Genomic DNA, 21,577 nt, shown 5'->3' on the forward strand with positions numbered 1-21,577 from the left:
AACCACCCGCCAACTAAGCTCGCCCTAAAAACCAAACGAGTTATATCGCGAAAAACTCTCTTTCGTGAGGCAGATGAGTGAGTACTCGTAGATGTCAGCATCTGCGCCATAACTAAACCTACCCGCCCGGCATGGTAAGAGGGCCAGCACGCTCAACAACCCGCTGCCACGCAGGGTCGTTTTCGATACGCGCCACGAAGGCAGCAATAGCAGTATAAGATGCAAGCGACTGCGTTGCAGCGATGGCTTGTAACGGAAAACTCATTTGTATATCGGCACCACTAGGCCAAACACCCGCAAAATTACCTCGTTCGGTTAGATGTGCTTCAATCAGTTCTAAATGCTGCTTTAGTTGGGGATTAATGAAACGCTGCTGCACCGTTGAGCTAATGCCTTTTGCCAGAGGCTTAATCAACCATGGCGACTGCTTAGGTATCTGACTAAATACCAACCCCATCACCAACAGCGGCATTAATGAGCCTTCTGCATAGTGCAACCAATAGCGATAATTGATCCACTCGCTACGCTCATTAGCAGAGGGCTGCATTTTTCCTTCGCCATAACGGCTGACGAGATAATCAATAATTGCCCCTGACTCTGCTACGGTCAGTTCACCATCACTAATGACAGGAGACTTACCCAACGGGTGGACTTTTTTTAATGATTCAGGGGCTTGCTGGGTTTTAGCATCTCGTTGATAAACCTCAATATCGTAATCAACACCCAGTGTTTCCAGCAGCCATAAAATGCGGTGAGAGCGTGATTTTTCCAAATGATGAACGCGGATCATAACGACTCCATGGGGCGACTTGGTACGCTAGTGTTGCGCCACTGTCAGTTATCCTTTTACTGCAAGCGTATTTAGCTTAGCACTATTGCAGCGTTACCCCCCATGGAGAAGCTTAAGAATCATTTGTCTTATTGATCAAACTTTAAACGCGCGCCTATATTACGTCCTGTGCTCATGTCGCCAGCGAGCCACTATGTCTAATAGTGACCACTTTCCCGCTAGCCAGGGGGCTAATAAACGCATTGACAGTGGAATAAATACAAAGACCATCACAGGCGTCAGCATCAACGTGCTGGCTAGCACGCGTGGAAACATCGGCCAATCGGCTAACGCGTTGCCAAACACCCATTGAAACACGAGTGAAATCGGAAAAAAGGCGAGCCACACAGCAACTGCTTGTTTCCAACGCGGCGGGGCTGTACCAGAACTCGTTTGGAACCAAGCATCTAATCCAGTCGCGCGATGTTCATGCGGAGCGTTATAAAGCCCTTTACCGCGCTGTAGCCAGGCATTTCGTGAAGCCGAATGCTCCCACGCGTTTAACGTATCACTGCAGCTAAAGCGGAAAATAATCTGATATTCGTCATCGTCCTTGGGCGGTGCCAAAACACCTGAACCAAGATAACCAGGAAAATCAGCCGCCAAGTCGCGGCCCTCGTTCAACCAGCGATTAAAATCGTGATAACGGCCACTCGCCACTCGACGAGCGACCATTAATGTGACAGGTGAGGCAGACATGATATATCTCCTAATGTGGTCACAGCTGTTTGCCGGGTAAGCAAGCTGTACGCTTTCAGGTGGGTAAACCCAAAAGCTGCGTCCACATTATACAAGCAATGATGATGCCATGTGGTAGCAAGGTGCGATTACTCACGCATTCTGAGCTTTATAACTCAGGTATCACGGAATAAAAGAGGTCATGACACGTTATCGCTGCATAACAATGGTGCATATGGCAAATGGAGCACTTGAGAGACTAAGCCCTTAAGAGCGGCTGAATGCTGACAAAGCGGCCTTGCTCGGAAAACTCCAATCGAAACACGCCATTCACACCGTCTTGTCCCACCACGCGGCGTAACGCCTCAGCAGGAAAAATAACCCAGCGGCCATCAACACTGCGTGTGCGCACGTTGGAATAACGCCCTTCGTAATGGGCTAGGCACTCATTTTTCGAAAGATGAATAATCACATCGATAGTTGGCATAGGAGTGATAAACCGAAGGTACCTGAGACAATCGTTCTGAGTCGATCCACCTGAATCAACCGCTACGTGCTGCGATTCGCTTATGGATGCTCTATGCTAACGTAAACGACTTATCCTTCGGTAATAACTTATGGATCTCTCCACACTGCCCCCTTTTTCTGCTTCTACACCCTCCTCGTGGCCACAGCCCACGGTCAGCAACACCTATGCTAACCCGGTGAACACCGAGGGACAGCGTGCTCATTCATATGAGGCGCCTGTACAAGCAAGTGAAGAGACGGATTCTTCAGCAAACAACGAACCTGTCGGCCCCACTCGCCCAGACGGCACACCGCTAACGACCGACGAGATTCAGTACCTAGAGCAGCTTAAGCAGACAGACCGCGCCGTACGCCAACATGAAATGGCCCACCAAACGGTAGGCGGCCAGTACACGGGGGCCGCTAGCTATGACTACGAAGTCGGGCCCGATGGTAAGCGCTATGCGGTTGCAGGCGAGGTACCTATTGATTACGGCCCAGTGCCAGGCGACCCAGCGGCCACTATCGAAAAAATGCAAACCGTCATTGCTGCGGCACTAGCGCCTGCCGACCCTTCTTCAAAAGATCTACAAGTGGCAGCTCAGGCTAGGCAATATTTATTGGAAGCCAGGCTGGAAGCCGCCCGCGAGCGAAGTGAGATGAACACAGCGCGTGACGCTGGCGAAATGCTTGGGCAACCTAGTGACAAGGTTGCCTAATTCAAATAGTTTCAAAGACTTATGGAGCAGGCCCAGCCGCTCCTAAAAAGCGCTGATTCCAGTAGTCAATATCCAACGGTACGCTGACCACAGCACGACCACTACCAGGGGCGTGGATCATCTGCCGGTTACCGCGGTAAATCCCCACATGGGTGGCTTTGCCACCAGCGCCGAAGAACAGCAGGTCTCCTGGGCGGGGAACATCCACTTGGGGTAGTCCGCGAAACTGGGCGTCAGCGGTTCGCGGTACGCGAATACCTGCGGCGCGATAGGTCATTTCCACCAAGCCAGAGCAGTCGAGGCCTCCCGGTGCGTTGCCACCGAGACGGTAGGGAGTCCCTATCGCTTGTTGAGCATGAGACAGAATCAGCGCACGTTCCAACGATATTCCCGCTTGAGAGCTTGGGGCAGGCGATGTGGTTATGTCTTTGCTAGCGCACCCTGCTAACAACATGAGCAGGGTAAGCATCGTCAACAGTGGGAAAAGGCGGGTAAACGGCATAGAACACTCCGGCTCAGCGCGTTAGCAATGCCTTTATCATGGCCTATGAGCGTCAGTCTCGCTACTGATTCATGTGTGTTACTAACCCCCGATCCACTCAACAAAGGTGGTTTCTCCCAGCGCATGGCGCTCATGGCGTAGGCGGCTCATCGCGGCATAGGGCAAATCCATGACTAAGCCATTACTGAGCGGCTGCCCCAGCACTTGACGCAGCAATGCGTTACATACGAAAAGATGGGCTACCACCAGCACATGCTTACCTGGTGGGTTTACCAACAGCCGCCGCCAGACGTCACTGACCCGAGCATCCAATGCCTCCAGTGTTTCCCCTTCGGGGGGAGCTGCCTGGGAGGGGTTGTACCAAAATGCGTTCATCTGCTCACTACCCTCTTCAGCAAACACTTGTGCATGAGTTTTGCCTTCCCAGCGCCCCAAGTGAAGCTCAGCCAGGTCATCCTCAACCTGTACCGGCAGGTCGAACTCTTCGCCTAGCCAAAGCGCAAATTCACGGCAGCGCAGCAGCGGTGAACTGAGAACGGCATCATAAGGCATCCGTCCTTCCACGCTATGTTGCATCACGGCATCGGAGACCTGCTGCCAGCCAGCTTCGCTGAGTGGATGGTCGGTACTACCACGCAGCATGCGCCCGCCTACTGGTTCACCGTGGCGCATAATATCGATGGTCGTAATCGTGGCATTTGGGAAACGCATGGTCGCTCCTTACCCTGGCTGTCTGGCTAGATAATGGCGTGGCGCACGCGGGCAGAGACCCACTCAGAGACCAATACCGTGGCAAAAATCATCACAAAGATAACGCTAACCTGGTTCCAGGCGAGGCTGTTAATCGAAGCGTTAAGCTGCAAGCCGATACCGCCAGCGCCAACCAGGCCTAGCACGGTAGACTCACGAATATTGATGTCCCAGCGATACACGCTGATACCCGCGAAAGCTGGCATGACCTGGGGCAGCACACCGTAGTTCATCACCTGCAGGCGGCTGGCGCCGGTGGCGCTAATCGCTTCAACGGGGGTGGGGTGAATCTCTTCAATGGCTTCATAAAGCAATTTTCCCACAAAGCCAATTGAGCGCAGTGCAATAGCGATAATGCCCGCCAATACCCCAGGGCCAAGAATAGTGACCAGCAGCATGGCCCAGATCAGCGAGTTGATTGAGCGTGATGAGACGATAACGGTGAGCGCCAGGCTGCGTACCAACGGGTGCGGCGTGGTGTTGCGAGCGGCTAAAAATGCCACGGGAAATGCCATGGCAATACCCAGCACGGTGCCTAACGTAGCGATGTTCAGCGTATCCCACATGGGTTTCCATAGCACGCTGGCATACTCCCAACGCGGCGGCATCATACGGCTTATCAGATCACTACCTTGGCGACCCGCATCTTCAACAAACACCCACATGGTGTTATCAGAAATCACTTTCCAGCACAGCAGAAATAGACTGATACCTAAAAGCCAGGCGGCGTACTGCAGCCACTGGGCGCGGGTAGTGCGCCGCTGCCACAGCGGCGCACCCTGGGGAGTGGTTGAAACTGGCATAGCGTTTCCTCTTAAAGACAAGCGGCGTGGGGCTATTGCGTCCAGCGACGAACGTAGCTGGAGGCGTACTCACTCATCAGTACAATTGCGATGATAATTAACAGGATGGCGGCGGAGGTACCGTACTCGTAACGGCTAAGTGAGGTGTTGAGGGTAGCGCCAATTCCACCCGCACCGACAATGCCAATCACCGATGACTCACGAAAGTTGATATCCAGCCGGTACATAGACAGGCCAATTAAGCGCGGCATTACCTGGGGCTGAATGGCATGGTTCATGGTTTGCCACCAGCTCGCCCCGGTGGCGCGTACGGCTTCTACCTGCCGCCAGTCGAGATCTTCAATATCTTCTGCCAGCAGCTTTGCCATAAAGCCAATGGTGGCAAACGCCAAGGTCAGCATCCCGGCAAACGGCCCAAAGCCGAACATCACCACAAACAGAATGGCGATGATAATTTCCTGAAAGGTGCGCGAGACGGCAATAATGGCGCGGCATACCGTGTAGATTGGCAATGGAGAGATATTTCGCGCGGCCCCCAACCCCACCGGAATCGCCAACAACACGCCAATCACCGTAGAGGTTAACGTCATGGTGAGGCTTTCCAGCAGGCCCGCCATAATGTCGTTTTGACGACTAACAAAGTCGGGCTGCAAAAATGCCCCAAGAAAATTCAGTGCGCGTCCAGAGCCTTCCGCCACACGCGCCCAATTCACTTCGACAGACGCTAATGCAAGTACCAGGTACACGACTCCGCCCAGTACCAACCCCCAGCGCACACGCGGATTATCAATCAGCGGTAGCCGCCGCCAGTATCCTTGGCGAGCACCCTGCTGACGCGCCAGCGTATCAACACCGCTCATAGCGCGCCTCCACTGGCGACACTGGCCAACGGCCGCTGCGTGTGGGCAGCATAGGGTTGGCTAGTGAATGTATCGCCCACCGTTTGGACATCATCACTCTCAGCAGACTCGGGCGACGTATCCCAGTCCTCTTCACCGTATATCGTGGTAAGAATCTCGCTGGTTAGCTCGCAGGGCTTACCATCAAAGACGATCTCCCCAGCCCGTAGCCCGACAATACGGTCGGCAAACTGCTTCGCCAGCGCCACATCGTGAATATTAATAATTGCCGCGAGCTCTCGTTCGGCGCATAGCTCACGAATCAGTCGCATGATTTGCCGCGATGTTTTCGGGTCAAGGCTAGCGGTGGGCTCGTCGACCAGTAGCAATTTGGGGCTTTGTAGCAGCGCACGGGCTATCCCTACCCGCTGGCGCTGGCCGCCAGATAGCGCATCGGCGCGCTTATCGATGGCATGGGGAAGACCGACCCGTTCAAGTAGCCGAAACGCCTCAGCCACGGCTTCCTGAGGGTAACGACGCAGAAAACTACGCCAGAACCCTACATAGCCCAACTGACCCGACAACACGTTCTCCATCACGGTTAAACGATCCACCAAGGCGTATTCCTGAAAGATCATCCCCATGGAGCGGCGCGCTTGGCGTAAACGATTGCCCGACAGCGTCGTCAGTTCGGCGTCTTCCAGCCGAATGCTGCCTTGGGTGGGCTCCACCAAGCGATTTACACAGCGAATCAGGGTGCTCTTACCCGCCCCAGACGGCCCAATCAGCGCCATGACCTGACCTTTGGGAAGTGACAGTTCGATATCAGTGAGCGCACGATCCCCGGTTGGGTAACGTTTGCCAACGCCGGTAAGTGTCAACATGGGTTTACCTCATCTTCATAACGGTTCGGCCAGAAGGTTGCCCTCCTGGCCGATGGGGTTACACAGCTACCAAAGGGTTAATCGCAGTCGTAAGTCACGCCGTTGGCATCGGCAATGGTGCGGATCACAGACCAATGCTCTGCATAGGTAATCGGGATAAACTGTGCTTCACCGGAATTGGCAAACTCAGCCTCAAGGGCAGTGCCTTCCCAGTCGTAGCTGAAGAACGCATCTTGAATTTGCTGGGCAAGCTCAGGCGTTAAGTTGTGAGCCACGCCGTAAGCCGTAGTGGGGAACGTTTCCGAGGTATAGATAATCTCGTAATCGCCTTCGCTTACCACACCGCGAGAGATCATTCGATTGGACACCGAGTTGGCAATGGCGGCGGCTTCGTAATCTTTATTCACAACCCCTAAAATGGAGTTGTCGTGGGAGCCAGAAAACGCCGTTTCAAAATCCTCGCCTGCCTCTAAACCGTACTCAGAACGCAGCAACGCAGAGGGGGCACGGAAACCAGAGTTAGAGGTCTCTGAGGTAAACGCCAGCTGGCGACCCTCAAGATCTTCCACGGACTCAATACCGCTACCAGGGTAAGTGATAATTTCCATCTCATAGCCATAGCTGCCATCTTCACCCGCCATAATGGCAAAGGGACGGAAGCCACCACAGTTCACAGCAACCGGCACACCACCGGTGTTGAAACCCGCAACATGCAGACGACCTGCACGCAGCGCCTCCTGCTGGGCAGCATTCGACTGCACTGGGAAGAACTGCACACGCTTACCGGTTGCTTCACTTAAATGCTCCAGAAAACCGGACCATACATCCGCATAGACAGCAGGGTCTTCAACGGGCGTATAGGCAAAAACTAAGGTGTTCGGGTCGACCCACTGAGACTCATCAGTCGGCGCATCGGCAACCATATCGCCATCGTTGTCTACGTAGCGCGAAGAGAGATCGGCGGAGGCGTTAACCGCTGCCAACGCAAACGCGCTTGCAACGGCGGCACTCATCAAGGTGCGAGGAAGCGAGTTAGAAAGACGGAGGGGCTGCATACATCACCTAAGTGGGCTGTTCAAAGATGACGCTATGCTGCCAAGCCTGCATGACAGGCACAGGTCACTCCTATGACAACCCCATGACATATCAGTGACATAGATGTGACACTGCCACCCCTAAGGCAGCACACAGGCTAAAGGCATGGCCAATGTTGAGCGAGCGGCATTGATGAGCGTGGGCTAATGAAGACGTTAGCGACAATCCTGGCAGTTTCCCCGCGCCATAATGGCTTCGGCAATGCGCTCTATCCCCTGACGGTAAGCGGCTTGACGATAAGTGACCTGCTCTTGCTCAGCCCGCGCCAGTACGCTTTGAGCCTGCTCACCTAGTAGGCAGTCAAGGCGTTGATTAACATCCTCTTCGCGCCACTTTTCGCCCGCACGATTTTGCAGCCACTCAAAATAGCTAACAATGACCCCGCCGGTATTGACCAAGACATCAGGTAGTACGGGAATCTCGCGCTTGGCTAACGCAGAGTCTGCATCACAGGTCAGCGGCCCATTGGCAATTTCAAGAATCGCCCCCGCCTGCACATCATCAACGTTATCGCAGTGGATCTGATTCTCTAGCGCCGCTAACGCCAACACATCTACCTCAAGCGACAGCAGCTTATCACCTGCCAACGGCTTGCCTTGTTTGCACTTGGATAGCGAACCATGTTTGTTTTTATCCTGCTTCGCAGCGTCCACATTTAGCCCATCAGCGTTGTAAATAGCACCGCTTGAGTCTGAGACCGCGACGACTTTGTAGCCTCGCTCACTCGCTAGCCGAGCAAAATGATAAGCAGCGTTGCCAAACCCCTGCACGGCAATCGTGGTTTCTTCGGGTTTACGCTCTTCGCGCTCAGCCCACAAATCCAGCACTTTTAATGCGCCGCGCCCAGTCGCTTCTACCCTGCCAGGCGAGCCGCCCAGTGAAAGAGGCTTACCGGTAATGGCGGCAGGCGCTTGGGCACGTACGATGTGTTCATACTCATCAATCATCCAGCCCATTACCGTGGCGTCGGTGTTTACATCCGGTGCGGGAATGTCCCTGTCAGGCCCCATAATATCGGTAATGGCACGGATATACCCCCGAGCTAAGCGCTCTCGCTCAAGTGACGAAAGCGCCTTGGCGTCCACCTGGACGCCACCTTTTCCGCCACCATAGGGTAAGTTGACAACCGCACACTTCACTGCCATCCAGAAACTTAGCGTGGTGACTTCATGTTGGTTCACCTCCGTATGAAAACGCACGCCGCCTTTGGCGGGCCCTAAGCTGGTGTCGTACTGCACTCGCCAAGCAGGAAACACCTTCAGGCGACCATCATCCATGCGTATCGGCACACTGACCTGCAGCGACAGGCTGGGCTGCATCAGGCGAGCCTGAGCGTCGGGGTGAATAGCCAACGCCTCGAACACGGCCTCCAGCCGCGAGCGAGCATCCTCAAACAGCGCCGCCCCTGTATCGGGCGTTAATGCTTGGGGAGCTTTTTGTTCAGCTTGAGGCGCGCGTACCTTGGACGATTTACGCTTTGTTTTCTGCTTTTTCAGTTTCGCATTGGCCATGTAGCACTCTCCTTCTGCTGGGTAGGCGTCAGCGTCTGCTAACAAGGAATTTAGCACTGTCTAAGCGTAGCAGTTGGATATGAATAAGCGCTTTTACTTGCGAAATCGCTGTTTTTTCTCACACTTAGGTTATACGCATGGATGCCTAGGGAGACCATAGTGAGCCCAATAACACGCAGCGCCCTAGGATGGGGCAGCCTCTACTGCTTGCTTGCACTACTGCCAATAGGCTGGTTACTGCTCTCCCCGCCTGCTCCACGCAGCTGGCTTGGTGAGACGGCCGTTTTGCTCGGCGCACTGGCACTAAGCATTATGGCGCTGCAGGCATTAGTATCAGGTCGGCATGCTTGGTTTGCCCATCCGGTGGGGTTTGATAACGTATTACAGTTTCATCGTCAGGTCGGTATCGGAGCGCTTTTCCTGGTCATTGCCCATCCCGTTGCGTTGTTTATTGCCCACCCTTCATTACTCCACTTTGTTGATCCACGGGATGAAACGCTGCGCGCTTTGATGTTGATGGCACTGCTGGGCGCCAGCGTTATTCTGATTATCAGCTCACTTTGGCGAAAACGTTTTGGGCTGTCCTACGAGCGGTGGCGGCTGATGCATGGCGGCTTAGCGCTGTTTATCGTGTTTGGAGGATTGGGACACGCCTTAATGGCTCAGCGCTACACAGAAGGCATAGTCACATCGGCTGGCTTGGCGCTGCTAATTCTGCTGCCCGCCAGTTTAGTGTTAGAAACTCGCCTGTTAAGGCCGTGGCGTATGCGCCGCCATCCCTGGCGCGTGGTAAACACAACGCTTGAGCGCGGTGACACCACCACATTGACACTTGAATCCACTGGCGCGCACCGCTTCGCTTTCCAGCCTGGACAGTTTCTCTGGATAACCCTGGGCGATACCCCTTGGTCGCTGCAACAACACCCCTTTTCACTCTCATCAAGCGCTGCCAACAGTGGCCGGATAACCTTCAGCGCTAAGCGCCTGGGTGACTTTACTCGGCAATTACCCAACGTCACCACCAATACCCTGGCATTTATAGAGGGTCCTTTTGGTGCCTTTACTCCTCGCTCCAATAACTCCTCTGGGCTGGTGATGATCGCCGGCGGCATCGGCATTACCCCCTTTATGAGCATGCTGTACACCTTCCGCGACCAGCAAGACCGCCAACCGATCTGGCTGATTTATGCCAACCCCACCTGGCAGGAAGCCACCTTCCGTGACACCCTGGACGACTTAGCGAAACACCTTAACCTGACGCTGATTCATGTTATTTCAGACCCCCACGACGGCTGGGAAGGGGAAGTGGGTTACGTCGACCAGAGCCTGCTGGCTCGCAGCTTGCCCCAGGACACTGGCCAGCGCGACTACTTTATTTGCGGGCCAGACCCTATGATGGACAGCGCCGAACAGGGATTAATTGCCCAAGGCGTCGCCCCCACGAATATTTTCTCCGACCGCTTCGACATCGTTTAGGGGGGTTTATGCTGCACAACTATGCAAAATACGCAGGCGTACTGGTATTGGTGCTGCTCGTGGCCGCTGTACTCTTGGCCGCGTATGTATTGCAATGACGCACAGGCAGTTTTAATGATGGATAGCCCCACACATGAGAAGCAGCCTGGCTGCCTCAGCTCTCAAACTGCGCGCGACTTAGCTTGGCTACTCATGACACCTGACGTCATTGAATTACCACCGCCCATGCCCAGTGGCGGCAGGCCAACATGCCAGGAGCTTGGTTTGTCGGAAGGCGTTGATGAGTGGCTAGCGCGACTTGCGTCAAAGATGAGCGCTCTGGATGGCAAGCGCGCTACCCGCATGGGGCACTACCACGAGAGGCTATGGCACCTGCTACTCGACAACGCGCCCAACACCCGGCTGCTTGCTAGCAACATAAAAATCACGCATAAGCGCAATACTCTGGGCGAGCTGGATATGCTCTACCGAACGCGGGACAATCCCACCCCCATCCATTTGGAAGTGGCAATTAAGTTCTATCTAGGGTTAACAGAAGGGCCAGGAGATGCCACCAGCCAAAGCCGCTGGATTGGCCCTGGCGGGCTAGACAGTCTAGCGCTGAAATGCAGCCACCTGCGCCATCATCAACTGCCGATGTCGAGCACCGCCACCGCGCAAGCGGCCATCTCTCAGTGGCTAGCACCCAGAGATATAGGCCCCGCCCCACCACCCAATCATCCGCTGATTCAGCGCCTAGCCATGCCCGGCGTGCTGTTTTATCCCTGGCACACGGCAATGCCGCCGCCTATAGGGGCAACAGCCAATCATCGGCGCGGCATGTGGTGTTATTTAAACGATTGGCCGACGCTTGCGGCCGAAAGAAGTGAGTTACTACACATGGCGTGGCTAGAGAAACCTCACTGGCTGGCGCCTCCCCAGCAGTCTGCTTTTCAGCCAGCCAACAAAGAGATGGCTATAGTGAGGCCGCTGATTGACCGCTACGGACCACAGCAGGTGATGCTCTACGACCCAGAGGCAGAAATAAAAACAGACACAAAGGAGCAGCAAATGGAGCGCCTTATCATTGTCCCCAATGACTGGCCACGCCAAGTGCCGCTCCCGCCTCGTGCTCGCGGTTAAACAACCACCTCGTTAGACAACCACCAAGTTATCGCGATGGATTAGCTCGTGAGCCTCCACGTAACCCAGGATTGCTTCAATCTGGTGGCTCGGCTGGCCCGCTAATTGGCGGGCTTCATCCGCGCCGTAGTTAACCAACCCTTTAGCCACGCGTACACCCTGCTCATCCACACACAGCACCATATCACCGCGCTTAAAGCTGCCCTGCACTTCACGCACGCCCACCGCCAACAGACTAGAGCCTTTGCCACGCAGTACGTTCACGGCCCCGGCATCCAGCACCAAGGTGCCACGCACCTGCAACTGGCCAGCCAGCCAGCGCTTGCGAGCAGCGATTGGCGCTTGGTCTGGCCGCAACAAGGTTCCCAGCATCTCGCCTGCCATGATGCGGGAAATAACGTCCGGCTGGCGACCGCTGGCAATCACGGTGACCGCCCCAGAACGGGCAGCCAGCTGTGCAGCGCGTATTTTGGTGCTCATGCCGCCGCGACCTAAGGCACCACCACTGCCTGCGACAGCGGCTAAACGCGGATCATCGGCACGGCCTTCAGCAATCATCTGAGCGCTGGGGTCGTGGCGAGGATCAGCGTCAAACAGCCCTTCCTGATCAGTGAGCAGCAGCAGCGCATCGGCTTCTAACAGGTTGGCAACTAGCGCACCGAGCGTGTCGTTATCGCCAAAGCGAATCTCGTCGGTGACGACGGTATCGTTTTCATTGATTACCGGTACCACGCGCATCCCAACCAAAGTGCGCAGCGCCGACAACGCATTCAGGTAACGCTTGCGGTTGGAAAGGTCATCGTGGGTGAGCAGAATCTGAGCCGTTAACATGCCGTGGCGAGCAAAATGCTGCTCGTAGCACTGGGTAAGGCCGTTCTGACCTACCGCTGCGGCAGCCTGAAGCTCATGAACAGCACTGGGGCGCGCTTGCCACCCCAGGCGCACCATGCCGGCCGCCACGGCCCCCGAGGATACCAGCACGACCTCTTTGCCCTGCTGATGCAGTGTAGCAATCTGGTCGACCCAACCACCAATGGCCGACTCATCCAAGCCACGACCATCGTTGGTGAGCAGCGCGCTACCAATTTTAACCACCACCCGGCGGGCGTTACTTAACGCCTCACGGCCGGGCAACTGCTCATTGCTTTCCACGTCGCGACTCTCCCAAGCCATTCCGCTAACCCCGCTGACGCTTCCCATTCGACCGACGGATCGGTTATGGGGCGTACTCTACCTCGACATCGTAATCATCATCGTCAAAGTCGTCGTCATCTTCATCGTCATCACGCTTACGGCGACGGCCAAGACGCGCTTCAGTACGGGCCACCGACTCCTCTTCCATGCGGCGGCGCATTTCCTGCTCGCGGGCATGGGCTTCTTCATCTTCATTTTCCAGGCGCTGCTGCTCAGTCAGCCAGCGATACGCTGCCTGTACCAGCTTGTCGGTGCCCTCGCTGCTGATGGCAGAGATACGGAATACCGGGCCATCCCAGTTCAGCGCTTGGATAATCGCCTGGGCGCGGGCTTCGCGCTCATCTTCCGGCAGCAGATCAAACTTATTCAGCACTAGCCAGCGCGGCCGCTCAGAAAGTGCCGGTGAGAACTGACCTAGCTCGTGAATAATCGCTTGCGCCGCTTCCACTGGGTCCGACTCGTCAAACGGCGCCACATCCACCACGTGGAACAGCAGACGTGTACGAGTAAGGTGTTTCAAGAAACGCAGCCCCAGGCCCGCGCCATCAGAGGCACCTTCAATCAACCCTGGCACATCGGCCATCACAAAGTGCTCGTGCATACCCAGCTTCACAACACCCAAGTTAGGCACCAGGGTAGTGAACGGATAGTTCGCCACTTTGGGCTTGGCCGCGGATACCGAACGAATCAGCGTCGACTTGCCCGCATTCGGCATGCCCAGCAGGCCGACATCAGCCATTACCTTCATTTCCAGACGCAGGTTGCGGCGGTCACCTTCGGTGCCCGGCGTGGTGCGGCGCGGCGCTCGGTTGGTCGAGGATTTAAAGTGAATATTGCCCAGCCCACGACGACCACCTTCGGCCACTAATACCACCTGACCGATATCGGTGACATCAGCGATTACCTCAAGGGTATCTTCATCAATCACCGTGGTGCCCACTGGCACTTTGACGTGCAGGTCTTCACCGGCTTTACCGCTCATCTGGCGGCCCATGCCACCCTGGCCGTTTTCAGCTTTGTAAAAACGCTGAAACTTGAAATCAATCAAGGTATTCAGTGAATCGTCACCAATCAGGTAGACGCTGCCACCATGGCCACCATCGCCACCATCGGGGCCACCTTTGGGCACATATTTTTCGCGGCGAAAGCTCAGACAGCCATTGCCGCCTTTACCTGCCTCAACAATAATCGAGGCTTCATCGACGAACTGCATTGGATTCTCCCGGCCGCTTCCGCCGCCCTAACTGCAATATCCCGCCCATTAATAACAGGCAAAAGGGATCGAAAAGACAAAAAAGCCCCGCCATGGCGGGGCTTTTATTTCGTCATCTTCGTTCTGCGCAACAAATGTTGCTTAGGCAGAAACGATGCTAACGAATTTACGGTTGTTCGGACCTTTAGTCTCGAACTTCACGAAGCCGTCGTTCAAAGCGAACAGCGTGTGATCACGGCCCAGGCCAACGCCAGTGCCTGCGTGGAAACGAGTGCCACGCTGACGAACAATGATGCTACCCGCGCTGGCTGCTTGGCCACCGAAGAGTTTTACACCTAAGCGTTTGGACTCGGAATCGCGACCGTTACGCGTGGAGCCGGCTGCCTTTTTATGTGCCATTGCAAAATCCTCCTTAAGGGAATCGACTGCTTACGCAGAAATTCCGGTAATTTTGACTTCAGTGAACCACTGACGGTGGCCCTGACGCTTCATGCTGTGCTTCCGGCGACGGAACTTGATGATCGTTACTTTATCGCCACGGCCGTGGGAAACGATTTCAGCGGACACTTTGGCACCGCTGACTAAAGGAGCGCCAACGTTGACGTCATCGCCGTCTGCAACCAACAGCACTTCATCAAACTCAATCGTTTCGCCGGTAGCGACTTCGATTTTTTCGAGTTTGAGGGTTTGACCTTCTTGAACGCGGTACTGTTTGCCACCGCTTTTAATAACTGCGTACATGTCGCTCTCCGGACTTGTCGTTAATGCCGATTACGCCCCGCGTAACCAACGCTCATCGCCTTCCGCTCTTATCGACCTGCTGCGAGTGGCGCCCCTTTTGGCAGCCATCTGACAGGGAGCATGATGAGTGGGTCGCGAATTATAGCGACTATCGCTGTCTACCACAAGACTACAGGGCGTTGTCAATCACACATCGCACCACAAACGTCTATCGCTACCTTGACGCCTCACAGACAGCCCCATAGCATGACCCCCACTATCCCACCTCCCGCGATGAACGGAACCCATGACAGCCAACGTCTCTCAAACCCCGCCTGCCAGCCCAACGCCTTCACCGCTGCACGCCGTGGTGGCCGATGACTTTGACGCCGTAAACCGCACCATTGTCGCGCAGCTGAATTCCAAGGTGCCGCTGGTAGAAACCATCGGCCAATATATTATTGAAAGTGGCGGCAAGCGCCTGCGCCCTTTACTCGTGCTGCTGGCCGCCCGGTCACTGGGCTATGAAGGCGACAAACACATCACCCTGGCCACGCTGATCGAATTTATGCACACCTCCACGCTGCTGCACGACGATGTGGTCGATGAATCGCACATGCGGCGTGGCAAAAAAACCGCCAACGATGCCTGGGGCAACGCACCATCCGTCTTGGTAGGTGACTTCCTCTATTCGCGTTCGTTTCAAATGATGGTGGACGTAGGATCGATGCGCATTATGGCGATTCTGTCCGGCGCGACCTGCGTCATTGCCGAAGGCGAAGTACTGCAGCTCACCAATATCGGTAACCCCAGCATTTCTGAAGCGGATTACTTTGAAACCATTCAAGGTAAAACAGCGATGCTGTTTGAAGCCGCCTCCCACAGCGGTGCTGTGCTTGCCGATGCCACCGCTGAGCAAGAGCGGGCCCTGCAGTATTACGGCCGCTATTTAGGCCTCGCCTTCCAGCTCATCGACGACCTGCTGGATTACCAAGGCGACGCCGAGGCCATGGGCAAAAATGTCGGCGACGACCTGGCAGAAGGTAAACCGACTCTGCCGCTGATTCATGCCATGGAACGTGGCACACCAGAACAAGCCAAGCTAATTCGCCAAGTGATTCGCAAGGGCGGGCTGGAACAGCTCGACGACGTGCTTGAAATTATCAGCGCCACCGGCGCGCTGGAATACACCCGCGCACGCGCCGTTGAGATGGCCGATAAAGCCCTGGCTGAACTTGATGCTCTGCCACCCAGCCCCTACCGCGACAGCATGGCTAACATTGCTCGGTTAGCGGTTGATCGCAAAGCATAAAACTTGCCTGACAAAGCACGCCAGCGCGTAAAAAGGGACTTGAAAAAAACCCTTCGCCTGCGTATGATTCGCTCCCTCGATTGTTGGGAACTGTTAAGCACTGCTTAGCACGCTTTTAATAGCATCGTTGCAACAATATTCGGAATATAGCTCAGCTTGGTAGAGCGCTGCCTTCGGGAGGCAGAGGTCGTAGGTTCGAATCCTGCTATTCCGACCAAAGAATTCAAAAAACGGCCACTTAGCTAATACAGCAAGTGGCCGTTTTTTTGTTGGGCGTTGTTGGGTGAGCACTCACTAACCTGACGCTGAAAGCCAGTAGTTTGTTGTTACCAGCGCAATGAAAAGAAGGTAACCCGCTACGATACCCACCGTGGCACGACCACTGCGGCGCCCAATGACCGCGCCACACAGCCCCAATACCAACCCCATGAACATAAAGCCTAACCCTGCCGTCACCCCTGTTGGCGTAAATCCTGGCGTTAACAATAGCGCATACAAGAACGCACCCAGCCCATAGATACCCAGCAATGACGCCCACTCTTGGCGATTAAACATAAACGCTCCGTAACAAAAAGGCTGAACACACTGCTAGAGAGTATGCTGAAACGCTCGAAACGCGTCTACGCTTCGGGCCAGTGTACTTAACATTTTGCCCAACTCTTCTCACATGCAACTGCCCCCCTACCCTGGCGGGTAGATCAGCCCCACCATGCTGACCAAAATCAACACGGCACCCAGCACACGGAAGAACAGCCCAGTGTCCGCCTTTAACATGTAGCGGTGGGCTTTTTCGCCTAGCAAATGACCGATAAATGCGCAGGGCAGTAGCCATAGTTGATGAACTAGTTGGAGGTCGACCCCGGCGATGATGAACGACGCCATTTTGATCACCACCAGGATAAACCACAGCACGAACATGGTATCGCGCAGCTGCTCTTTAGCAACGTGAGTGGCGAACACCGCGACAATTAGCGGTGCGCCAATCAACGAGGTGCCGCTGACATAGCCACCGAGAGCAAGCAGCACAACATCCACGTATTTGTTATTACTTCTAAATGGCCTATTCAGCACATAGCCAATGGCGTAAATGATCACAATGCCGAAAATGATGTTGGTCATGATCTGTGTGGGCAGCGTTAACAGCCCCACCACCCCGATCAACTTGGGCACGATCATGATTTTCAGAGCTTTGGTTAAATAGCCCCAATCGATATTACTTTCCGGCGATGTACTTCCCACGCCTGCTTTTTGCACTTGGCGATGGCCATTCCAGGCAATCCAGCTGGAAAAAATCAGCAGATGAATGGCCACAATTGGCAGGAAAACCAACGGCTCGTTTACCACCAGCAGCAGAAAAGGCAGCGCCAGCACGGCGCCACCAAAACCAAGGCTGGTGCGAACAAAGCCGCTCCAGGCAAAAATAAGCCCAATGAGAAGGTACTGGTACCAGAGTAAATCCGTCATTGCTCGTGCATGGCCTTTAAGAAGATGAGTGGTTGCTTAGCCTCCGCCAGCGTGGCAGCAATGCGCGCACCTTGGTCTGGGCAAAACCGTCGTCCATTAATATCACACCCCCTTCATCCTCGGGGCTGCGAATCCCCCCTGGTCAAGGTCGCCCTCCCGTGCAGTGAAATCACACAGCGTGCGCACCGCTATCCGGTAACGGCTCATTCGGCATCTTCTCGTCCAGGCCCTTCTGGTTCAGGCCCTTGTGCTTCAGATGCTGGCTGCCAGCGTACATGGCACACCTCAATGGGCATGCCATGGCGGCAAAAGAAGTCGATCCAACGGCGCTGGTTATCTTGCAAACGATCCCCAGGCCCTTTCACTTCTATCATTTTGTAGCGTGGTTCGCCGGGCGGTGCATCCGGCATCAACTGAATCAGGTCAGGTAGACCTGCACGGTTATGCTTAAGATCATCTAATAGCCGCATAAAACAGGCACGCAAATGGGCAGGTGGCAAACACCTGAGAGCAAGCGTTAGCAGCTCTTCACTGACAATTCCCCAGTGAACAAAGGGCGATGCGATGCCCTGTTTGGCGTGCCACGTGCGAAGGATCGTGTCCTGATAGCGGCCGTCATCCAGCTGGGCCAGGCAGGCGTCGATATCGGCCTGGCGCTGAGGGACAAAATCCTCGCGGTGTAAATCCGCAGGCCCGCTGTGAAACGGGTGAAAAAACGCCCCTGGCAGCGGTTTAAAAATGGCCGGCCAAAGCAGTAAGCCAAACAGCCCCGTCAGCAGGCCATTTTCAACGTAATACACCGGCGCGTTAGGGGTCGCCATGTAGTCAGCAACGGCACGCTCGACTGGCTGAGGGCCAGGTAAATGAAGCACATAGGTAGGCGCTTGGGCAACTTGTTGATCAGACCGTGCCAAGCGCTCAACCTGTTGGGATAATTTGCGTGCCAAGCGCGGTAACAGCCGCATGAGCGCTTGGATTTCGCCTTCATTTGGCTGCGCGTCCAGCGCGCTGACTGTGAGTTCATAAGCATCTGAATAACGGCCCAAACGCTCTAACACGCGCAACCTGCGAATACGCGCATCGCTGTTATTGGCATCGGCATAAAGTGTTAACGCTAACTCTGCGTCACCGCCACGCTCGGCCGCGCGGCCAATGGCAAGCAATAGCCGCGCCCGCCGAGAGGCTAGCCAACGGTTGCTGGAAGCAGGTGGCACCTGTGTGGAAAACGCCTGGGGCGGCTCGCCGTCGTCCAAGCGTTCGCGCAAGCGGTGAAGCGTTAAGTAAGTAGTCACGTCAGAGCGGCTTTGGAACGCGCGCGACTCCACAGTAAGCGGTACCTGCTCAAAGCGCTGTAGGCCCAGTTCCGTCAGCACGAACTCTGCCCAGTCCTGGCGCAGATTGCCGAAAAACATCAGCCGTAGGCGGTCGCAAAGCGCCATTACCGTTAGCCGCACAATTTGCGTCGTCGCCGTTGGCCACCACTGTTGAAGAGGGGCGGACGCCTGTAGCGACGCTTCCAGTGCCGTTTGAAGCGCACCTTTAGTGCTGTTGCGCGCTAGGCCTGCGTTGGTGATTTCACCTACCAATGCCTGACGCAGCTCACTCAGCCGCAAGAGGCGAAAGAGCTCGCGGCTGTTTAACTGCGGTGCGTTATCTACCCAACCAAGCGCTACCAATGGTTCTAAGGCTTGCTCGGAATCACCGATTTCCGCATAGGTCAGTTTGTCCAGGCGAAACAGCTCACCTTTGCGCATCACCATGCGCACCAATAGCGCTTGGGAGGCTTGGGGTAACGTTTCAAAATGACTAATAGCGTCGCGTTCGGAAGCACTTAATAGGTCGTAGTGGCGGGCTTCTACCCACGCCAGTACATAACGAAAATTCGTCAGGTAATAGAAAGGGTCATCTAAGGAAGCGGTCGCTGACGCGACAGGAGCACTGTTCATTTATCCATTGTAACAGTGCTTGATGGAGCAGGTTAACCCACCCGGTGTTGATAAAGTACGTCCAGCGCATCGTCATCGGCAGCAGGAGATGACGCCTTTGATTGCGCAACGGGCTTGCGGCCCCCCACTAGCACATACCATTCCGCTTCTGTCAGATAATGCTGGCACCAACGGCTTAAGCCCGCGGCCACGTCATCGCGAATACGTTCGCCGCTACGAAAAGCGTGGGCGAGATGCAGCAAGTCCTGGCGAGCAGTGCGGGCACGTGCGTTGCCGCCGTGCACTTTGGAAAGTGGGCAGCGTCGATCATAGGCTGCGTTGGTTAATGCATTTAACCAACGCTCCAATTCATGCGCCTGAATACCGCCGTAAACTGCCACACTGCACTCCATGCTGAATGGTGATGGAAATTTAATGGGCTTTGCCCATTAGAACTTGCTAAAAGGGCCGTTAGATTGCCCGATTTTGAGATAACTGTCATCTTACTGCTATCGTCGCCGTTTACTGGCTAATCCAAGACGTAACGTCCTATGCCTCTACTATACCTGCTAATCGATCGAAATGATTTTTTAACGTTAGTAATTCATTAGCGTCGCTGCACTGTTCGGGCTAGTCGCCAGCATGCTATAGCATAGCTCCTGACTATTATCAGCCAAAGGGACACATCGTCGTAGGCCAAATAAGAAAGCCTGTTGGTCGATGAGTCACGTTTAGGGAGATTCTGATGCTTGACGCCACCGAACAACGCATCATTGCCTGCTGCAATGCCTTGATGGACGACACCCTGGAGCTGACTAGTGATCTGGTGCGGGGCTATAGCGTCCTCGGCCAGGAACGGGGCGCGCTGGACACCATGGAGCGCCACCTTGAACGCCTGGGCCTACCAGTGACCCGCGTGCCATTGGATGCCCCCGGCTTTGAGGAGCACCCCCATCGTGCTCCCGCCGAATGGCCCAGCACTGGCCGCTACAATGTCATTTCAGACCTTAACCCCGGCGCGCCAGGATCACATTTAGTGTTCAACGGCCACCTCGATGTAGTACCTGCCGAGCCTGTCGATATGTGGACCCGCCCCCCCTGGGAACCCTGGCAAAAAGATGGCTGGCTGTATGGCCGTGGCGCAGGGGACATGAAAGCGGGCATTGCTGCCATGGTAATGGCAGTTGAGGCCGTGCGTCAGGCGGGGGTAGAGATCAACTTTCCGCTCACCCTACAAACCGTAATTGAAGAAGAATGCACCGGCAACGGTGCGCTGGCCTGCCTGCATCAAGGTTTTAGCGGCGATTTCGTACTGATACCGGAACCTTTCGGCGCTCAGATCTACGCTGGCCAAGTGGGTGTGCTGTGGTTCCGGATGCGCCTGGATGGCGTGCCCGCCCATGTGCTTGACCCCAGCGCCGGGCGCAATGCGATTGAATCCCTGCAGGAATACCTGCCCGCGTTGAAGGCGCTGGAAGCCGAAATGAACGAGCTTCCCCGGCCTGCGCTGTACGTCGACCACCCTCACCCGTTCAACCTTAGCGTTGGCCGCGTGGATGCAGGCAACTGGGCCTCCAGCGTACCGGCCCATGCCATTCTTGAAGGCCGTGTTGGTTTTCCGCCTGGCATGTCACCAGAGGAGGCCATGCAGCGGGTCCGCGACACCCTGATGGCCCGCCACGCCGAGCTTGACGACGCCACACCGCCACCCACGATCAGCTTCCACGGCTTTCGTTCCGAAGGGCATGTGGTCGATCTCGATACCCCGGGCATCCGGCTTCTCTCGGAGTGCCACGAAGCACTGCTCGGCGAACCACCTGCCCACTATCTATCCACCTGCACCACTGACCTGAGGGCCTTCCACGTTTCCGGTGAGATCAACGGCACCTGCTATGGCCCGATTGCCCAGCGCATTCACGGCGTAGATGAGTGCGTCAACATCGACTCGATCCGCCACGTGCTGACCACCTATGCCCTGTTCATCCATCGCTGGGCGCGCATAGCAGACAACCAGGAGACCCACGCATAAGAGAC

Annotated in this window: 23 protein-coding genes and 1 tRNA gene; 6 read left to right on the forward strand and 18 right to left on the reverse strand. The window is 55.4% G+C overall.

The features are described from left to right. Nucleotides 1-118 precede the first annotated feature (118 nt). The 3 genes from HZS79_RS12985 to HZS79_RS12995 form a co-directional block, all read right to left on the reverse strand. Complete coding sequence (locus HZS79_RS12985) at nt 119-790, reverse strand: glutathione S-transferase (RefSeq protein ID WP_179928090.1); 672 nt, start codon at nt 788-790, stop codon at nt 119-121. Between the two features lie 159 nt (nt 791-949). Further along, nucleotides 950-1,528 carry a putative antibiotic biosynthesis monooxygenase gene (locus HZS79_RS12990; protein WP_162218760.1) on the reverse strand — a complete coding sequence of 193 codons (579 nt, stop codon included), beginning with the start codon at nt 1,526-1,528 and terminating at the stop codon, nt 950-952. A gap of 238 nt (nt 1,529-1,766) precedes the next feature. Then, the gene (locus HZS79_RS12995; RefSeq protein ID WP_162218759.1) at nt 1,767-1,994 is read right to left on the reverse strand and encodes a DUF2835 domain-containing protein; all 228 of its coding nucleotides are present in this window, start codon (nt 1,992-1,994) and stop codon (nt 1,767-1,769) included. Nucleotides 1,995-2,124: 130 nt separating this feature from the next. Here HZS79_RS12995 and HZS79_RS13000 point away from each other — a divergent pair, with 130 nt between their 5' ends. Continuing rightward, nucleotides 2,125-2,733 (forward strand): putative metalloprotease CJM1_0395 family protein, encoded by a 609-nt coding sequence (locus HZS79_RS13000; RefSeq protein ID WP_179928091.1) that lies wholly within the window; start codon nt 2,125-2,127, stop codon nt 2,731-2,733. A 19-nt stretch (nt 2,734-2,752) separates the two neighbouring features. Here the strand turns inward: HZS79_RS13000 and HZS79_RS13005 are convergent, their stop codons facing one another. The 7 genes from HZS79_RS13005 to HZS79_RS13035 all read right to left on the reverse strand — a co-directional run bounded on the left by HZS79_RS13005 (nt 2,753) and on the right by HZS79_RS13035 (nt 9,117). Beyond that, nucleotides 2,753-3,235, reverse strand: a complete 483-nt coding sequence (locus HZS79_RS13005; protein WP_162218757.1) for a C40 family peptidase — start codon at nt 3,233-3,235, stop codon at nt 2,753-2,755. A gap of 81 nt (nt 3,236-3,316) precedes the next feature. Continuing rightward, the gene (locus HZS79_RS13010; RefSeq protein ID WP_179928092.1) at nt 3,317-3,946 is read right to left on the reverse strand and encodes a histidine phosphatase family protein; all 630 of its coding nucleotides are present in this window, start codon (nt 3,944-3,946) and stop codon (nt 3,317-3,319) included. A 26-nt stretch (nt 3,947-3,972) separates the two neighbouring features. After that, nucleotides 3,973-4,788 (reverse strand): phosphonate ABC transporter, permease protein PhnE, encoded by an 816-nt coding sequence (gene phnE / locus HZS79_RS13015; protein ID WP_162218755.1) that lies wholly within the window; start codon nt 4,786-4,788, stop codon nt 3,973-3,975. Nucleotides 4,789-4,820: 32 nt separating this feature from the next. Beyond that, the gene (gene phnE, locus HZS79_RS13020) at nt 4,821-5,648 is read right to left on the reverse strand and encodes a phosphonate ABC transporter, permease protein PhnE (RefSeq protein ID WP_162218754.1); all 828 of its coding nucleotides are present in this window, start codon (nt 5,646-5,648) and stop codon (nt 4,821-4,823) included. Next, nucleotides 5,645-6,511 (reverse strand): phosphonate ABC transporter ATP-binding protein, encoded by an 867-nt coding sequence (gene phnC, locus HZS79_RS13025; protein ID WP_179928093.1) that lies wholly within the window; start codon nt 6,509-6,511, stop codon nt 5,645-5,647. The genes phnE (HZS79_RS13020) and phnC overlap by 4 nt, the downstream gene beginning before the upstream one ends. Before the next feature lie 77 nt (nt 6,512-6,588). Then, nucleotides 6,589-7,566, reverse strand: a complete 978-nt coding sequence (phnD, locus tag HZS79_RS13030; protein WP_179928094.1) for a phosphate/phosphite/phosphonate ABC transporter substrate-binding protein — start codon at nt 7,564-7,566, stop codon at nt 6,589-6,591. 195 nt (nt 7,567-7,761) lie between these two features. Further along, nucleotides 7,762-9,117, reverse strand: coding sequence for a Glu/Leu/Phe/Val family dehydrogenase (locus tag HZS79_RS13035; protein ID WP_179928095.1), 1,356 nt, complete (start codon nt 9,115-9,117; stop codon nt 7,762-7,764). Between the two features lie 159 nt (nt 9,118-9,276). On the opposite strand from HZS79_RS13035, the gene HZS79_RS13040 reads away from it, so the two are divergent. Beyond that, entirely contained in the window at nt 9,277-10,593 is a 1,317-nt protein-coding gene (locus HZS79_RS13040; RefSeq protein WP_179928096.1) for a ferric reductase-like transmembrane domain-containing protein, read from the forward strand. A 114-nt stretch (nt 10,594-10,707) separates the two neighbouring features. Further along, nucleotides 10,708-11,715: a DUF1853 family protein gene (locus HZS79_RS13045; RefSeq protein WP_246311475.1), complete on the forward strand. Its 1,008-nt coding sequence runs from the start codon at nt 10,708-10,710 to the stop codon at nt 11,713-11,715. Nucleotides 11,716-11,727: 12 nt separating this feature from the next. Here the strand turns inward: HZS79_RS13045 and proB are convergent, their stop codons facing one another. From proB to rplU, 4 genes are all read right to left on the reverse strand, one after another. Then, the gene (gene proB, locus HZS79_RS13050) at nt 11,728-12,888 is read right to left on the reverse strand and encodes a glutamate 5-kinase (RefSeq protein ID WP_202932391.1); all 1,161 of its coding nucleotides are present in this window, start codon (nt 12,886-12,888) and stop codon (nt 11,728-11,730) included. A 43-nt stretch (nt 12,889-12,931) separates the two neighbouring features. Continuing rightward, complete coding sequence (cgtA, locus tag HZS79_RS13055; protein WP_162218749.1) at nt 12,932-14,122, reverse strand: Obg family GTPase CgtA; 1,191 nt, start codon at nt 14,120-14,122, stop codon at nt 12,932-12,934. 141 nt (nt 14,123-14,263) lie between these two features. Then, nucleotides 14,264-14,521 carry a 50S ribosomal protein L27 gene (gene rpmA, locus HZS79_RS13060; protein WP_009097313.1) on the reverse strand — a complete coding sequence of 86 codons (258 nt, stop codon included), beginning with the start codon at nt 14,519-14,521 and terminating at the stop codon, nt 14,264-14,266. A gap of 30 nt (nt 14,522-14,551) precedes the next feature. Beyond that, nucleotides 14,552-14,863: a 50S ribosomal protein L21 gene (gene rplU / locus HZS79_RS13065; RefSeq protein ID WP_009723801.1), complete on the reverse strand. Its 312-nt coding sequence runs from the start codon at nt 14,861-14,863 to the stop codon at nt 14,552-14,554. A gap of 286 nt (nt 14,864-15,149) precedes the next feature. Here rplU and ispB point away from each other — a divergent pair, with 286 nt between their 5' ends. Together ispB and HZS79_RS13075 are read left to right on the forward strand one after the other, a co-directional pair. Then, nucleotides 15,150-16,154, forward strand: a complete 1,005-nt coding sequence (gene ispB, locus HZS79_RS13070) for an octaprenyl diphosphate synthase (protein WP_162218748.1) — start codon at nt 15,150-15,152, stop codon at nt 16,152-16,154. 140 nt (nt 16,155-16,294) lie between these two features. Continuing rightward, nucleotides 16,295-16,371, forward strand: a tRNA-Pro gene (locus HZS79_RS13075). 77 nt (nt 16,372-16,448) lie between these two features. Here the strand turns inward: HZS79_RS13075 and HZS79_RS13080 are convergent. The 4 genes from HZS79_RS13080 to HZS79_RS13095 all read right to left on the reverse strand — a co-directional run bounded on the left by HZS79_RS13080 (nt 16,449) and on the right by HZS79_RS13095 (nt 19,944). After that, complete coding sequence (locus HZS79_RS13080; protein ID WP_162218747.1) at nt 16,449-16,709, reverse strand: hypothetical protein; 261 nt, start codon at nt 16,707-16,709, stop codon at nt 16,449-16,451. A gap of 126 nt (nt 16,710-16,835) precedes the next feature. Beyond that, nucleotides 16,836-17,618: a sulfite exporter TauE/SafE family protein gene (locus HZS79_RS13085; protein ID WP_162218746.1), complete on the reverse strand. Its 783-nt coding sequence runs from the start codon at nt 17,616-17,618 to the stop codon at nt 16,836-16,838. Nucleotides 17,619-17,821: 203 nt separating this feature from the next. Then, nucleotides 17,822-19,564: a VRR-NUC domain-containing protein gene (locus HZS79_RS13090; protein WP_179928097.1), complete on the reverse strand. Its 1,743-nt coding sequence runs from the start codon at nt 19,562-19,564 to the stop codon at nt 17,822-17,824. Nucleotides 19,565-19,596: 32 nt separating this feature from the next. After that, the gene (locus HZS79_RS13095; RefSeq protein ID WP_009723813.1) at nt 19,597-19,944 is read right to left on the reverse strand and encodes a hypothetical protein; all 348 of its coding nucleotides are present in this window, start codon (nt 19,942-19,944) and stop codon (nt 19,597-19,599) included. Nucleotides 19,945-20,288: 344 nt separating this feature from the next. Here HZS79_RS13095 and HZS79_RS13100 point away from each other — a divergent pair, with 344 nt between their 5' ends. Continuing rightward, a complete protein-coding gene (locus HZS79_RS13100; protein ID WP_179928098.1) occupies nt 20,289-21,572 on the forward strand; it encodes an ArgE/DapE family deacylase in 1,284 nt (427 codons plus the stop codon). Nucleotides 21,573-21,577 lie beyond the last annotated feature (5 nt).

Source organism: Vreelandella zhaodongensis (genome assembly GCF_013415115.1).
Lineage (GTDB): Bacteria > Pseudomonadota > Gammaproteobacteria > Pseudomonadales > Halomonadaceae > Vreelandella > Vreelandella zhaodongensis.

Excerpts from the sequence above, each read along its gene's own strand:
- HZS79_RS12985 (WP_179928090.1), bottom strand. The coding sequence starts at position 790 with ATGATCCGCGTTCATCATTTGGAAAAATCACGCTCTCACCGCATTTTA.
- HZS79_RS12990 (WP_162218760.1), bottom strand. The coding sequence starts at position 1,528 with ATGTCTGCCTCACCTGTCACATTAATGGTCGCTCGTCGAGTGGCGAGT.
- HZS79_RS12995 (WP_162218759.1), bottom strand. The coding sequence starts at position 1,994 with ATGCCAACTATCGATGTGATTATTCATCTTTCGAAAAATGAGTGCCTA.
- HZS79_RS13000 (WP_179928091.1), top strand. The coding sequence starts at position 2,125 with ATGGATCTCTCCACACTGCCCCCTTTTTCTGCTTCTACACCCTCCTCG.
- HZS79_RS13005 (WP_162218757.1), bottom strand. The coding sequence starts at position 3,235 with ATGCCGTTTACCCGCCTTTTCCCACTGTTGACGATGCTTACCCTGCTC.
- HZS79_RS13010 (WP_179928092.1), bottom strand. The coding sequence starts at position 3,946 with ATGCGTTTCCCAAATGCCACGATTACGACCATCGATATTATGCGCCAC.
- phnE (WP_162218755.1), bottom strand. The coding sequence starts at position 4,788 with ATGCCAGTTTCAACCACTCCCCAGGGTGCGCCGCTGTGGCAGCGGCGC.
- phnE (WP_162218754.1), bottom strand. The coding sequence starts at position 5,648 with ATGAGCGGTGTTGATACGCTGGCGCGTCAGCAGGGTGCTCGCCAAGGA.
- phnC (WP_179928093.1), bottom strand. The coding sequence starts at position 6,511 with ATGTTGACACTTACCGGCGTTGGCAAACGTTACCCAACCGGGGATCGT.
- phnD (WP_179928094.1), bottom strand. The coding sequence starts at position 7,566 with ATGCAGCCCCTCCGTCTTTCTAACTCGCTTCCTCGCACCTTGATGAGT.
- HZS79_RS13035 (WP_179928095.1), bottom strand. The coding sequence starts at position 9,117 with ATGGCCAATGCGAAACTGAAAAAGCAGAAAACAAAGCGTAAATCGTCC.
- HZS79_RS13045 (WP_246311475.1), top strand. The coding sequence starts at position 10,708 with ATGATGGATAGCCCCACACATGAGAAGCAGCCTGGCTGCCTCAGCTCT.
- proB (WP_202932391.1), bottom strand. The coding sequence starts at position 12,888 with ATGGCTTGGGAGAGTCGCGACGTGGAAAGCAATGAGCAGTTGCCCGGC.
- cgtA (WP_162218749.1), bottom strand. The coding sequence starts at position 14,122 with ATGCAGTTCGTCGATGAAGCCTCGATTATTGTTGAGGCAGGTAAAGGC.
- rpmA (WP_009097313.1), bottom strand. The coding sequence starts at position 14,521 with ATGGCACATAAAAAGGCAGCCGGCTCCACGCGTAACGGTCGCGATTCC.
- rplU (WP_009723801.1), bottom strand. The coding sequence starts at position 14,863 with ATGTACGCAGTTATTAAAAGCGGTGGCAAACAGTACCGCGTTCAAGAA.
- ispB (WP_162218748.1), top strand. The coding sequence starts at position 15,150 with ATGACAGCCAACGTCTCTCAAACCCCGCCTGCCAGCCCAACGCCTTCA.
- HZS79_RS13080 (WP_162218747.1), bottom strand. The coding sequence starts at position 16,709 with ATGTTTAATCGCCAAGAGTGGGCGTCATTGCTGGGTATCTATGGGCTG.
- HZS79_RS13085 (WP_162218746.1), bottom strand. The coding sequence starts at position 17,618 with ATGACGGATTTACTCTGGTACCAGTACCTTCTCATTGGGCTTATTTTT.
- HZS79_RS13090 (WP_179928097.1), bottom strand. The coding sequence starts at position 19,564 with ATGAACAGTGCTCCTGTCGCGTCAGCGACCGCTTCCTTAGATGACCCT.
- HZS79_RS13100 (WP_179928098.1), top strand. The coding sequence starts at position 20,289 with ATGCTTGACGCCACCGAACAACGCATCATTGCCTGCTGCAATGCCTTG.